Annotated in this window: 9 protein-coding genes; 5 read left to right on the forward strand and 4 right to left on the reverse strand. The window is 71.4% G+C overall.

The window, feature by feature from the left end; translation table 11 throughout:
• Positions 1–77: 77 nt before the first annotated feature.
• Entirely contained in the window at positions 78–2843 is a 2766-nt protein-coding gene (gene polA / locus H9645_RS04270; protein WP_191728508.1) for a DNA polymerase I, read from the reverse strand.
• A gap of 76 nt (positions 2844–2919) precedes the next feature.
• Here polA and H9645_RS04275 point away from each other — a divergent pair, with 76 nt between their 5' ends.
• The 3 genes from H9645_RS04275 (at position 2920) to H9645_RS04285 (ending at position 4302) form a co-directional block, all read left to right on the forward strand.
• Positions 2920–3213 carry a DUF2782 domain-containing protein gene (locus H9645_RS04275; RefSeq protein ID WP_191728509.1) on the forward strand — a complete coding sequence of 98 codons (294 nt, stop codon included), beginning with the start codon at positions 2920–2922 and terminating at the stop codon, positions 3211–3213.
• Complete coding sequence (locus H9645_RS04280) at positions 3204–3941, forward strand: DUF502 domain-containing protein (RefSeq protein ID WP_318240490.1); 738 nt, start codon at positions 3204–3206, stop codon at positions 3939–3941. The genes H9645_RS04275 and H9645_RS04280 overlap by 10 nt, the downstream gene beginning before the upstream one ends.
• A 115-nt stretch (positions 3942–4056) precedes the next feature.
• Positions 4057–4302, forward strand: a complete 246-nt coding sequence (locus H9645_RS04285; RefSeq protein WP_191728510.1) for a hypothetical protein — start codon at positions 4057–4059, stop codon at positions 4300–4302.
• 4 nt (positions 4303–4306) lie between these two features.
• Here the strand turns inward: H9645_RS04285 and uvrD are convergent, their stop codons facing one another.
• The 3 genes from uvrD to H9645_RS04300 all read right to left on the reverse strand — a co-directional run bounded on the left by uvrD (position 4307) and on the right by H9645_RS04300 (position 10245).
• Positions 4307–6487: a DNA helicase II gene (gene uvrD, locus H9645_RS04290; protein WP_191728511.1), complete on the reverse strand. Its 2181-nt coding sequence runs from the start codon at positions 6485–6487 to the stop codon at positions 4307–4309.
• 9 nt (positions 6488–6496) lie between these two features.
• Complete coding sequence (locus H9645_RS04295; RefSeq protein ID WP_191728512.1) at positions 6497–9469, reverse strand: bifunctional diguanylate cyclase/phosphodiesterase; 2973 nt, start codon at positions 9467–9469, stop codon at positions 6497–6499.
• A 134-nt stretch (positions 9470–9603) separates the two neighbouring features.
• Positions 9604–10245, reverse strand: a complete 642-nt coding sequence (locus H9645_RS04300) for a TIGR00645 family protein (protein WP_191728513.1) — start codon at positions 10243–10245, stop codon at positions 9604–9606.
• A gap of 172 nt (positions 10246–10417) precedes the next feature.
• On the opposite strand from H9645_RS04300, the gene H9645_RS04305 reads away from it, so the two are divergent.
• Positions 10418–11119 carry a glutathione binding-like protein gene (locus tag H9645_RS04305; RefSeq protein WP_191728514.1) on the forward strand — a complete coding sequence of 234 codons (702 nt, stop codon included), beginning with the start codon at positions 10418–10420 and terminating at the stop codon, positions 11117–11119.
• A 121-nt stretch (positions 11120–11240) separates the two neighbouring features.
• Positions 11241–13469, forward strand: coding sequence for a S9 family peptidase (locus H9645_RS04310; protein ID WP_425490210.1), 2229 nt, complete (start codon positions 11241–11243; stop codon positions 13467–13469).
• The last annotated feature ends 135 nt before the right edge of the window (positions 13470–13604 follow it).

The following is a 13604-nucleotide window of genomic DNA, read 5'->3' on the forward strand; positions in this document are numbered from 1 at the left end:
TACCCGTTTCCGGCGCAGCGCCTGCGACGCCTGCGCAACCGCTCCCACGCCGGCCCTGTTCATGCTGGCGCAGGCCCTCAGTGGGCCTGTTCCCAGTTGTCGCCGACGCCGCTGTCGACCACCAGCGGCACCCGGAGCGCGGCGGCGCCGGTCATCCGCGAGACCACCCCGGCCAGCAGCTCGTCGACGAAGTCCGCGTCGCACTCGAACACCAGCTCGTCGTGCACCTGCAGGATCATGAGCGCGCGCCCGGCCTGCCCGGCCAGCCACGCATCCACGGACACCATCGCGCGCTTGATGATGTCGGCGGCGGTGCCCTGCATCGGCGCGTTGATCGCCGCGCGCTCGGCGCCCGCGCGCTGGGCCTGGGTGCCGCGGCTGATGTACTCCAGGTACAGGCGGCGGCCGAAGACGGTCTCGACGTAGCCTTGTTCGCGCGCCTGGGCGCGCGTGCGCTCCATGAAGTCGCGCACGCCGGGATAGCGCGAGAAGTACAGCGCGATGTAGTCCTGCGCCTCGCCGCGGGAGATGCCGAGGTTGCGCGCCAGGCCGAAGGCGCCCATGCCGTACATCAGGCCGAAGTTGATCGCCTTGGCGGCGCGGCGCTCGTCGCCGCTGACCTCGTCCAGCGCGCGCCCGAAGACCTCCGCCGCGGTGGCCCGGTGGATGTCGGCGCCGGCCTCGAAGGCCGCGACCAGGCCGGCGTCGCCCGAAAGGTGGGCCATGATCCGCAGCTCGATCTGCGAATAGTCGCAGGCCACGATCTTCCGCCCCGGCGGCGCCACGAAGGCGGTGCGGATGCGGCGGCCGTCCTCGGTGCGGATCGGGATGTTCTGCAGGTTGGGGTCGCTCGACGCCAGCCGCCCCGTGGCCGCCCCGGCCTGCTGGTAGCTGGTGTGCAGGCGCCCGGTATCCGGATTGACCATCTCCGGCAGCTTGTCGGTGTAGGTGCCGCGCAGCTTGGCCAGGCTGCGGTAGTCGAGGATCACCCGCGGCAGCTCGTGCAGGTCGGCGATGGCCTCCAGCGCCTCCTCGTTGGCCGAGGGCTGGCCCTTGGGCGTCTTCACCAGCGCCGGAAGCTTGAGCTCGTCGTAGAGCAGCGCACAGACCTGCTTCGGCGAATCGAGGTTGAAGGTCCGTCCCGCAAGTCCGGTCGCGCGCTGCTGCAGGTCCAGCATGCGCCGGCCCAGGTCGGCGCCCTGGCGGCGGAGCTCGTCGCCGTCGAGCAGCACCCCGTTGGCCTCCACGCGCGCCAGCACTTCAACCAGCGGCATCTCGATGTCGCGATACACCGGCAGCAGGTCCGGCTCGGCGTCCAGGCGCGCCGACAGTACGCGGTGCAGGCGCAGGGTGACGTCGGCGTCCTCGGCCGCGTAGCGGGTGGCGTCGTCGATGGCCACCTGCGAGAACGGGATCTGCTTCGCACCCTTGCCGGCGACGTCGGCGTAGGCGACGGCCTGGTAGCCGAGCTCGCGGCGCGCCAGGGAATCCATGTCGTGGCGCGCGCGGCCGGAGTCAAGCACGAAGCTTTCGAGCAGCGTGTCGTCGGCGTATCCGGCCACGGCCACGCCGTGGCGGCGTAGCACGTGCAGGTCGTACTTGCCGTTCTGGCCGACCTTGCGTACCGCGGGGTCCTCCAGCAGCGGACGCAGCAGCTCCAGGGCGACGGCGCGGTCGAGCTGGGCCGGCGCGCCGGGATAGTCGTGCGCCAGCGGCACATACGCCGCATGGCCGGGTTCGCAGCAGACGCTGAGGCCGACCAGGTTGGCGCGAAGGGCGTCGAGCGAATCGGTCTCGGTGTCGAGCGCGAAGCGTTCCGCCGCGCGCAGGCGCGCGATCCAGGCCTGCAGCGCGGCTTCATCGAGGATGGTCTCGTGGCGCCCGGGTTCGGCCAGGGCGGGATCGAGCCCGGCGGCGGCACTGGCGGCCACCGGCGCCACGAAGCCCGCACCCGGCCGCGCGATCGCCGACTTCGCCGGCACCACGCCGTTGGCGCTGCCGCCATCGAGCTCCTTCAGCGCCTGCCCGAAGCCGTAGCGCGTGTAGAAGGTGCGCAGCGCATCGACGTCCGCCTCGCGCAGCGCGAGCTGGTCCGGGCCCACGTCCAGCGCGAGGTCGGTGCGGATCGTCGCCAGGGTGCGGTTCAGCGGCAGCCGGTCGAGCGCCGCGCGCAGGTTGTCGCCGACCTTGCCCTTGATCTCCGGCGCGGCGGCGATCACGCCGTCCAGGCTGTCGTAGGCGCCCAGCCACTTGGCCGCGGTCTTTGGCCCGCACTTCTCGACGCCGATGATGTTGTCGACCGCGTCGCCCATCAGCGCGAGCAGGTCGACGATCTGGTCCGGGCGCACGCCGAACTTCGCCATCACCGCTTCGTCGGAATCGGTGCGGCTGCCGCTCATGGTGTTGACCAGCGCCACGCCCGGCCGCACCAGCTGCGCGAAGTCCTTGTCGCCGGTGGAGATGGTGACGTCGATGCCCTCGGCCGCCGCGGCCAGCGCGAGCGTGCCGATGACGTCGTCGGCCTCGACCCCGGGCACGCGCAGGATCGGCAGCCCCAGGGCCTCGACCACCTCGCACATCGGCTGCACCTGCGCGCGCAGGTCGTCGGGCATCGCCGGGCGGTTGGCCTTGTACTCGGGATACAGCTCGTCGCGGAAGGTCTTCCCCGGCGCGTCGACCACGAAGGCGACGTACTCGGGCCGCTCCTTCAGGGTCGCGCGCAGCATGTTGACCACGCCGAACAGCGCGCCGGTGGGCTCGCCCCCGGCATTGGTCAGCGGCGGCAGCGCGTGGAAGGCGCGGTAGAGATAGGAGGAACCGTCGATCAGGACCAGGCGTGTCATGCCCCGGATTCTACGTCCTCACCGCCTGCGGCCGGGCCGCTGGCGCATAATCCAGGCAGCCTCCAGGGAGACCGCCATGAACCGTTTCGTGCCCGCGCTTGCCGCCGCCCTCGTGCTCGGCGCCTGCGCCACCTCCGCCGATCCGCTCGTCCAGGCCGGGATCCCGGAGGGCGCGGAGGAAACCGTCCGCACCGAGGCCAACGGCGACGTCGTCACCGAGTACCGCGTCGACGGCCGCGTCCGCGCACTCAAGGTGGAACCCTCGCGCGGCCCGACCTACTACCTCTACGACCGCGACGGCGACGGCATCGTCGACAACGAGCGCGACGGCGTGTCCCCGGTCTATTTCAAGCTCTTCGAGTGGAACTGATCACGCCACCCGGCCACGACCGCGGCGGCGACAGCGAGTACGTCGGGCTGCGCCGCCACCTGCAGCCGGTCGTCACCACCTGGCTGACCGGCCTGCTGGCGGTGCTGCCGCTGGTGCTCACCCTGGTGCTGCTGGGCTGGGCGGTGGGCATCGTCAACCGCTTCCTCGGCCCGAGCAGCCTGTTCGGGCGCTCGTTCACCGTGTTCGGCGAATGGTTCGAGGCGAACCCGATCGTCGCCTGGCTGCTGGGCACCCTGCTCACGCTCGGCCTGATCTACCTGCTGGGCCTGCTGGTGCGCTCGCGCCTGACCGCGCCGTTCAAGACCCTGGTCGGGAACACGATGCGCCGCATCCCGCTGGTGGGCAGCGTCTATGCGCTGGCCGAGCGCTTCGTGTCGGTGATCGGCGACCGCCAGCACGCCGACATCGCCGCGATGAGCCCGGTGTGGTGCTTCTTCGGCGGCGACGGCGTGGCCGTGCTGGGGCTCCTGCCCAACCCCGAGCCGATCGAGATCGACGGCCGCCTGCACCTGACCGTGCTGGTGCCGACCGCACCGATCCCGGTCGGCGGCGGCCTGCTCTACGTCCCCGCGGCCTGGGTCAAGCCGGCCGAGATCGGCATCGACACGCTGACCAGCGTCTACCTCTCGATGGGCATCACCTCGCCGCGTCCGGGCGCGGCCGCTGCGGCGGCGCGCGCCAGGGTCGACATCCCCACGGCGGAATAGCGCCGGCCGCGCCCTCGGCCTGCCGGATCCGGTGCTGGTGGCCACGCGCATTCACGCCGCGGCTGCGGCGTGCAGGGCAGCATCGTGCGTTGCACCACGACCTGTCAGATCCTCGATGTACGGACGCGAACGCCGCCGGGACACGCCACCCGATCCCGCCGCCCTGCGCGCCGGCCTGACGCCGGGCCAGCTCAAGGCGCTGGAGACGCTGGAACAGTTCAAGTGGACGCTGAAGTTCGTGCGCCGGCCGATGTTCCTGGACCCGATCCCGGTGGTGTTCGACCGCACCGGGGAACGCTGGGCGGTGCTCGAGCCCGACGGCTCGCTCAACGAGTCGCCGGGCTTCAAGCTGCGCGACTGAAGCCTCAGGCCGGCTGCAGGTTGGCGTAGGCCATCACCAGCCACTTGCTGCCGGCGTCGTCGAAGTTCACCTGCACGCGCGCGTGCGCGCCCGCGCCCTCGATGTCGGTGACCACGCCCGCGCCGAACTTCGCGTGCACCACGCCCTGGCCCACGGCGATGCCCGGGGTCTCGTCGACCACCGCGTGGCCATGGTCGCGCCGCGGCGCCTGGGCGTAGCGGGTGCGCGACACCTGCACCTTCGGGCGCACGTCGTTGAGCAGCGACGGCGGGACCTCGCGCAGGAAGCGCGAGGGCATGCCGTACATGTCCTGGCCGTGCAGGCGGCGCGTTTCAGCGTGGCTCAGCACCAGCTTCTGACGTGCGCGGGTAATGCCGACGTAGGCCAGGCGCCGCTCCTCCTCCAGGCGCCCGCTCTCGTCGATCGAGCGCGCGTTCGGGAACAGGCCTTCCTCAAGCCCGGCCAGGAACACCAGCGGGAATTCCAGGCCCTTGGCGCTGTGCAGCGTCATCAGCTGCACGCCGTCCTCGCCGGCCTGGGCCTGGCCCTCGCCGGCCTCGAGCGCGGCGTAGGCGAGGAAGGCGACCAGCTCGGTGAGCGCCGCCGACTCGTCGTCTTCGCCGCGCACGAAGCGCGAGGCCACCGAGACCAGTTCGTCGAGGTTGTCGACGCGCGAATCCAGGCTGCCCTTGGACTCGCGCGCGTAGTGCTCGCGCAGGCCGGAGCGCTCCAGCACGTGGTCGATCTTGTCCTTGAGCGGCAGGTCGGCGAGCTCGCGGTCGATGGCGTCGATCAGCGCGTGGAACGCCGCCAGCGCATTGCGCGCCCGCCCGGCCAGTCCGCCGCCCTGCGCGCAGCGCAGCGAGGCTTCCCACAGCGAGACTCCGTCCTCGCGCGCGCGCATGCGCACCTCGTCGAGCGTCCTGCCGCCGATGCCGCGCGTGGGCGTGTTGACGGCGCGCTCGAAGGCCGCGTCGTCGGCGCGGTTGGCGACCAGGCGCAGGTAGGCCAGGGTGTCCTTCACTTCCGCGCGCTCGAAGAAGCGGACGCCGCCATACACGCGGTAGGGCACCTGGGCCTCGAGCAGCTTCTCCTCGATGATCCGCGACTGCGCGTTGCTGCGGTAGAGCACGGCGCAGTCGCCGTGGCTGCCCCCATCGCGCACCCATTCGCGGATCCGGCCGACGATGTAGTCGGCCTCGTCGATCTCGTTGTAGGCGGCGAACAGGTCGATCGGCTCGCCCGCGCCGCTGTCGGTCCAGAGCTTCTTGCCGAGCCGCCCGGGGTTGTGCGCGATCACCGCGTTGGCGGCGTCGAGGATCGCCGCGGTGGAGCGGTAGTTCTGCTCCAGGCGGATGGTCCGCGCGCCGGGGAAGTCCTGCAGGAAGCGCTGCACGTTCTCCACCTTCGCGCCGCGCCAGCCGTAGATGGCCTGGTCGTCGTCGCCGACCACGAACACCTGTCCAGCGTCGCCGGCGAGCAGGCGGATGAAGCCGTACTGGATGGCATTGGTGTCCTGGAACTCGTCCACGAGCAGGTGCGCGAAGCGCTGGCGGTAGTGCGCCAGCAGCACCGGCGTGTCGCGCAGCAGCTCGTGCGCGCGCAGCAGGATCTCGGCGAAGTCGACCAGGCCGGCGCGGTCGCAGCGCTCCTGGTAGAGCGCGTAGGCCTTGAGCATCACCGAGCCCCATTCATCCTGGCCGTCCTGGATATGCGCCGGGCGCCGGCCCTCGTCCTTCTGCGCATTGATCCACCAGGCGATCTGCCGCGGCGGGAAGCGTGCCTCGTCGAGCTCGAGCTGCTGCACCACGCGCTTGACCAGGCGCAGCTGGTCGTCGGAATCGAGGATCTGGAAGCCCTCGGGCAGCTTCGCGTCCTGCCAGTGCAGGCGCAGCAGGCGGTGGGCGAGTCCGTGGAAGGTGCCGATCCACAGGCCGCGCGCGCCGTTGCGCAGCAGGCCGTCGGCGCGGTGGCGCATCTCGGCCGCGGCCTTGTTGGTGAAAGTGACCGCGAAGATGCCGTGCACCGGCACCCCGAAGACCTCGTTCAGCCAGGCGATGCGGTGGGTGAGGACGCGGGTCTTGCCGGAACCGGCGCCGGCGAGGACCAGGTAGTGACCGGGAGGCGCGGACACGGCCTCGCGCTGGGCATCGTTGAGCCCGTCGAGCAGGTGGGAAACATCCATCGCGGCATTCTACGGGAGCCCGGTCGCGCCCTCCGCGACGCCCGTCCAGCCGGTGCGCGTGCCCAGCCGGCACAGCACCTCCTCGAACGGCAGCGGCCGGGCAAGCAGGTAGCCCTGGAATTCGTCGCAGCCGCGCTCGCGCAGCCAGGCGTGCTGCTGCCAGGTCTCGATGCCCTCGGCCACGACCTTGATCTCCATGCCCTGCGCCATCTGCAGGATGGCGGCGCAGATCGCCTCGTTGCCCGGATCCCGCCCGAGGTCGCGCACGAACGACTGGTCGATCTTCAGGCGCTGCAGCGGCAGGTCCTTCAGGTAGGCCAGGCTGGAGTAGCCGGTGCCGAAGTCGTCGATGGCGATGGAGGCACCGAGTCCGGTCAACGTCCGCATCGCGCTGCGCGCCTCCAGCGGACTGGCCAGCAGCACGCTTTCGGTCAGCTCGAGCTCCAGGCGGTCGCCAGGCAGGCGGAAGGTCCGCATCACCTCGCGCACGCCATCGACGAGGCCTTCCTGGAACTGCAGCGGCGAAATGTTCACGCCCATGCGCAGCGAGCCCCAGCCCCGGGCGTCGAGCAACTCCCAGTGACGGGCCGCTTCCCGCAGCACCCAGCGGCCCAGCGGCAGCACCAGCCCGGTTTCCTCGCAGGCCTCGATGAACTCGCCCGGACCAAGCAGGCCGCGCCGGGGATGGCGCCAGCGCACGAGAGACTCCAGGCCACGCGGCCGCCCGTCGGCGTCGAACTGCAGCTGGAAAGCCAGCTCGAACTCGTCGCGCGCCAGCGCCAGGTGCAGCTCCTGCACCAGCAGCAGGCGCTCGCCGGCGTGCGACTCGAAGTCGTCGCGGTAGGCCACGCTGCGGTTGCGGCCCAACCGCTTGGCCTGCACGCCGGCCTGGGAGGCCGCGCGCAGCAGCGAGGTCGCGTCCAGTCCATCCGTCGGGTGGATGCTGTAACCTAGGCTCGGCGTCACGTGCAGCGACGTGCCCTGCATGCGCACGTTGCCCGCGACCGCCATGCGCAAGGCCTCCACCCGCGCCGCTGCCGCTTCGCCGGACGTGTCCCGGAGCAGCACGCCAAACTCGTCGCCGCCCAGGCGTGCGACGCATGCTTCGGCGCCGGCCGCGGCCTGCAGCCTGCGCGCGACGGAGACCAGGAGTTCATCGCCGATGGCGTGGCCCAGGCTGTCGTTGACCAGCTGGAACCGGTCGAGGTCGAGGTGGCAGACGATGATCGCCCCCCCTCCCGACGCGATCGCGGCGTTGATCGCTTCGAGCAGGCACTCGCGGTTGGCCAGGCCGGTCAGGGCGTCGTGCCGGGCGCGGTACGCCGCGTCCTCGGCGGCGCGCTTGCGCACGGTGATGTCGGTGACGATGCCGACGAAGTGGGTGGCCATCCCGGCACCGTCCAGCACCGGCGTCATGCGCACCTCGAGCACGCGCACGTCGGCGGGATCGCGGCGGTCGCGGACCTCGACCTGCACTTCCCTTGATCGGGCGATCGCGCAGAGCACCAGCCGGCGCGTCTGCGGATCGACGATGGCATCCACGGACGCCTTGCGCAGCGGACCCTGCTCGTCCGGGTCGATCCCGGTCAGGCGCGCGAAGGCGAGGTTGCAGTAGACGAGCGCCGCCAGCGGCACGCCGAGGATGAACACGCCCTCCTCGGCCGCCTCGACCGCGCGCCGGAGCAGCTCGAGGTTGGCCTCCGCGCGCTCGCGGTCGGTGACGTCGACCACCAGCACCAGGCGTGCGGGGCGCCCGGCGAACGAGGCCAGGTTGCGCGCGAACACCAGCCCGCTGAAGTGGCTGCCGTCGGATCGCCGGAGCACCCAGACGCGGCGACCCAGTGACGTCGGATGCGCCTGCATGTGCCGGCGCACGTCCTCGGTGCTGCCCTCCCCCAGCAGGTCGCCGGCCTCGAAGCCGGCCATCGCGTCGGGGCCGTACCCGAACTGCAGCTGCGCCGCCTCGTTGGCTTCCAGGATCGTCAGGTCTTCGAGGTCGTAGACGAGGGCCGGCAGCGGATGCTGCCGGTAGAGGAAGCGGTACTGCTCCTCGGCGTCGCGCACGCGCTCGCGCAGGTGGTCCACCGCATGTTCGCGGGCGGCGATGGCGCGGCGCATGCGGGATTCGCGGCGGGCGGCCCGCATCAGGAACGCCATGCCGAGCAGCCACGCGGCGGCCAGCAGCGCCATGCCGAGGGCCAGGCTGAAGGCGAAGGTGCGCCAGCCGCCATGGAGCGCCTCCGGGGTCATGCCGACGGTCGCCACCAGCGGGCGCCCGTCGATCCTGAGGTAGCCCACTATGCGCTCGATGCCGTCGAGCGGTCCCGTCGTCTCGACGAATCCCCGGCTGCGTCCGGCGTGTTCGTCGAACACCGGAGAGTGGCTCGCGTCCTTTCCTGCGTGGGTCGTCCCCGAGTCGGAGCGCGCGATCAGGATGGCGTCGGTCGTCAGCAGGCTCGCCACGCCGTGCTCGCCCACCTCGTGCGCCTGCAGGATCGTGGCGAAGGCTGCGACGTCGAGCTCGGCGCGCAGCCAGCGCATGACCGACCCGCCGGGCGCAGGTTCGAAGGGCATCGCCAGCGGGATCACCCAGCGCCCGTCGCCATCGCGCTCCGGACGGTCGAGGTACAGACCGTGCAACCGCGGCCGCTCCGGAACGAACGCGGGCCGGGCCTGGTCGACGCGCAGGCCCAGGATGTGCGGATGCCCGGAGACGATGCGCGCGGCCTGTTCCCGCATGAAGACCTGGGCGCCGTCGGGCCACTTGCCCTCGAGGGCCACCAGGCCGTTGGCCAGTCCGTGGAGCGCGCGCTCGAAGCTGTCGATGCGCGACCCGACCTGGCGTGCATGGCTGTCCACGAGCGCACCGAGATAGCGCGCCCCGGCTTCGCGGCGCACCCGGTAGTCGTTCCATGCCACCGCCATGCTGGCGACCAGCACCGCGGCGACCAGGCTGCCGCCGAACCACCAGGCACGGCGCATGCGCGCCGAGCCCTCCCCGCGCGCCCGTTCCGGGGCGCGTGCACCCGCATTCGTTGCCGACCGGGCTCCGCGCTTCATCGACCGTCCATGCAGGGCAGGTCGTCGCAGGGTACCCGGGATGCGCCGGCGGCGCCTCAGTGCGCCGGAGGATGTTCCCGGCGGCTCGCAGACCCCGTCATCAGCTTGTCGGTCCAGGCGATGCCCATCGCCGACAGGATGAAGGCGAAGTGGATGATGGTCTGCCAGAGCACGCCCATCTCGGTGGCGTTGGTGCAGGCCTTGCCCTTGAGCCCGGCGGCGGTGGCGGCGACCGCGGCGGCGATGCCGTCGGCGGAGCTGCAGTGCGGCAGGCCGCTGCCCAGCGTCCCCGCCTCGATGAAGGTCTTGAGCAGGTGGATCGAGGAGATGCCGATGATCGCCATCGCCAGCTTCACCTTGAGCACGCTGGCGTTGACGTGGCTCAGCCATTCCGGCTGGTCGGGGTGGCCGGCGAGGCCGAGGCGCGAGACGAAGGTCTCGTAGCCGCCCACGATCACCATGACCAGCAGGTTGGAGATCATCACCACGTCGATCAGGCCGAGCACGATCAGCATGATGTCCTGCTCGCCCAGCGACGGGGTCTCGTGGATCAGGTGCCAGAGCTCCTTGCCGAACAGGAACACGTACACGCACTGGGCGGCGATCAGGCCCAGGTACAGCGGCAGCTGCAGCCAGCGCGAGCTGAAGATGAGGGCGGGCAGCAGGCCCAGCCTGGGGGCGGGCGCTTGCGGGTTCATCACGGGAAGTCCTTGGAAAGGCGGAAAAACCGGCGCAGGTTAAATGCGCCCGCCAGCGGCTGCCAAGCGCTTTTTCCAGCGACGGCGGCCGCAAGGCAGCGTTGCGGAGGTGGCGTCCCCGGGCGCAGCGCGGGGACCTAGACTCGAGGCCCCACTCCGAGGAGCCCCCGCGATGATCGATCTCCACTACTGGCCCACCCCGAACGGCCACAAGGTCACCCTGTTCCTCGAGGAGGCGGGCCTGGAGTACCGGATCCATCCGGTCGACATCGGCAAGGGCGCCCAGTTCGAACCCGGATTCCTCGCGATCTCGCCCAACAACAAGATGCCGGCCATCGTCGACCACGCGCCGGCCGACGGCGGCGCGCCGCAGAGCGTGTTCGAGTCGGGCGCCATCCTCCTCTACCTGGCGGAGAAGACCGGCCGCTTCCTACCGGCCGGCCCGCGCGGGCGCATCGAAACGCTGGAATGGCTGTTCTGGCAGATGGCCGGCCTGGGCCCGATGACCGGCCAGTACGGCCACTTCAATGTCTACGCGCCGGAGAAGATCCCCTACGCCATCGAGCGCTACACGAAGGAGGCGCAGCGCCTGCTCGGGGTGCTCGAGACGCGCCTGGCCGGCCGCGCGTTCATCGCCGGCGATGACTACACGATCGCCGACATGGCGGCCTATCCCTGGATCAACGCCTACGACCGCGCACCGCTGGACATGGCGCCCTTCCCCGAAGTGCAGCGCTGGCAGGCCGCGATCGCCGCGCGCCCGGCCACGCAGCGCGCCTACGCGCTGTCGAAGCAGGTGAACCCGGACGCCGGGAAACCGATGAGCGACGAAGAGAAGGCCGTGCTGTTCGGCCAGGGCGCCCGTCCCGCCTGAACCGATGACCCGCGCCCCCCGTGGGAGTCGCCATCGCCGCTCCCGCGGCCGGGCTGCGGCATCATGGGGGCTTGATCGCTTCCCGGACCGCCGCATGCGCCTGCTCCTGGCCACCGCCCTCATGACGTTCGCCCTTTCCAACACCCACGCCGCCACGCCCGGCGCCGCGCGCGCCCAGCCCCTCACCCTCGAGGCGATCACCGGCGACGCCGCGCTGTCCGGACCCACGCTGCTGCGGCCGAAGGTCGCGCCCGACGGCTCGAAGGTGACCTTCCTGCGCGGCCGCGACGGCGACCGCAACCGCCTCGACCTCTGGGCCTATGACGTCGCCAGCGGCGAGACCGCGATGCTGGTGGATTCGGCCGTGGTGCTGCCCGGCGAGGAGGTCCTCAGCGACGAGGAGAAGGCGCGCCGCGAGCGCCAGCGCATCGCCGCGCTCTCGGGCATCGTCGACTACCACTGGGCGCCGGATTCGCGGCGCCTGCTGTTCCCGCTCGGTGGCGAGCTCTACCTGTACGACCTGTCGAAGCAGGGCGCCGCCGCCGTGCGCAGGCTGACCTCCGGCGGCGGCTTCGCCACCGATCCCAAGGTGTCGCCGAAGGGCGGCTACGTCAGCTTCATCCGCGGCCGCAACCTGTGGGTGGTCGATCTCGCCAGCGGCGACGAGGTGCAGCTGACCCGCGACGGCGGCGGCGCGATCGGCAACGGCGTGGCCGAGTTCGTGGCCGACGAGGAGATGGCGCGCCACACCGGCTACTGGTGGGCGCCGGATGATTCGGCCATCGCCTACGCGCGCATCGACGAGTCACCGGTGCCGGTGCAGAAGCGCTACGAGGTCTATCCCAACCGCACCGAGGTGGTGGAGCAGCGCTATCCCGCGGCCGGTGACGACAACGTGCGGGTCGAGCTGTTCGTCGCGCGCCCGGGTGCGCCGCAGGCCGCCCCGACCCCCATCGACCTCGGCGAGGAGCGCGACATCTACCTCGCCCGCGTCGATTGGCGCGACCCGCAGCGGCTGACCTTCCAGCGCCAGTCGCGCGAACAGCAGCGCCTGGACCTGGTCGAAGTGGAGCTGGCCAGCGGCCGCCAGCGCACGCTGGTGACGGAAACCTCGGACACCTGGGTGCCGCTGCACGACAACCTGCGCTTCCTCGCCGACGGCCGCTTCCTCTGGTCGAGCGAGCGCGACGGCTTCGAGCATCTCTACATCGCCAGCGAAGACGGCTCCACGCTGCGCCAGCTGACCCGCGGCGACTGGCCGGTGGACGCGCTGGAGGCGGTGGACGAGGCGCGTGGACTCGTCTACTTCACCGCCGGCCGCGCATCGCCCACGCAGCGCGCGCTGTATTCGGTGCCGCTCGAAGGCGGCGACATCGTCGAGCTCGGCGCCACGCCCGGCATGCACGCCATCACCTTCGCCGGCAACGCCAGCGTCTACGTTGACAGCTGGTCGAACACGCGCACGCCGCCGCAGCTGGAGCTGTACCGCGCCGACGGCACGCGCATCGCCGCGCTGGTGGAGAACGACCCGGCCGACGCCGGACACCCATACGCCGAGTACCTGGGCGCACACCTGCCCACCGGGTTCGGCACGCTCACCGCCGCCGACGGCCGCACGCCGCTGCACTACAGCGTGATCAAGCCGGCCGGATTCGATCCTTCGAAGACCTATCCCGTGGTCGTGTATGTCTACGGCGGCCCCGCCGCGCAGACCGTGCTCGACGCCTGGCCCGGGCGCGCCGACGCCTTCTTCAACCAGTACCTGGCGCAACAGGGCTACGTGGTGTTCTCGCTCGACAACCGTGGGACCCCGCGCCGCGGCCGCGACTTCGGCGGCGCGCTGTACCGGAAGCAGGGCACGGTGGAGGTCGAGGACCAGCGCAAGGGCGTGGAATGGCTGCGCGCGCAGCCCTGGGTCGACGGCGACCGCATCGGCGTGCACGGCTGGTCGAACGGCGGCTACATGACCCTGATGCTGCTCGGCCAGGCGCCGGACGACTACCGCTGCGGCATCGCCGGCGCGCCGGTGGCCGATTGGGCGCTGTACGACACCCACTACACCGAGCGCTACATGGGCCTGCCAAAGGCCAACGTCGACGGCTACCGCACGGCGAGCGTGTTCACCCACCTCGACGGCATCCGCGACGACGCGCTGCTGCTCGTCCATGGCATGGCCGACGACAACGTGCTGTTCAGCAATGCCACCGCGCTGATGTCGAAGCTGCAGGCCGCCGACACCCGCTTCCAGCTGATGACCTATCCCGGCGCCAAGCACGGTCTGCGCGGCGGCGATGCGCTGCACCGCTACCGCCTGGCCGAGCGGTTCCTCGGCGAGTGCCTCGCGCGCTGAGGATCGGACAACCGACCGGGCGCACTCCCTGCACCCGGCTCCCCGGTCCCCGCGCTGGTCCGGCGGTAGACAGGGGGCTGCGTCGGGATGGACGGCGCTCCCGGCCGCCATCATCCGGGGCGACGGCCGGCGTGG

The organism is Luteimonas colneyensis (assembly GCF_014836665.1).
Classification (GTDB): Bacteria; Pseudomonadota; Gammaproteobacteria; order Xanthomonadales; family Xanthomonadaceae; genus Luteimonas; species Luteimonas colneyensis.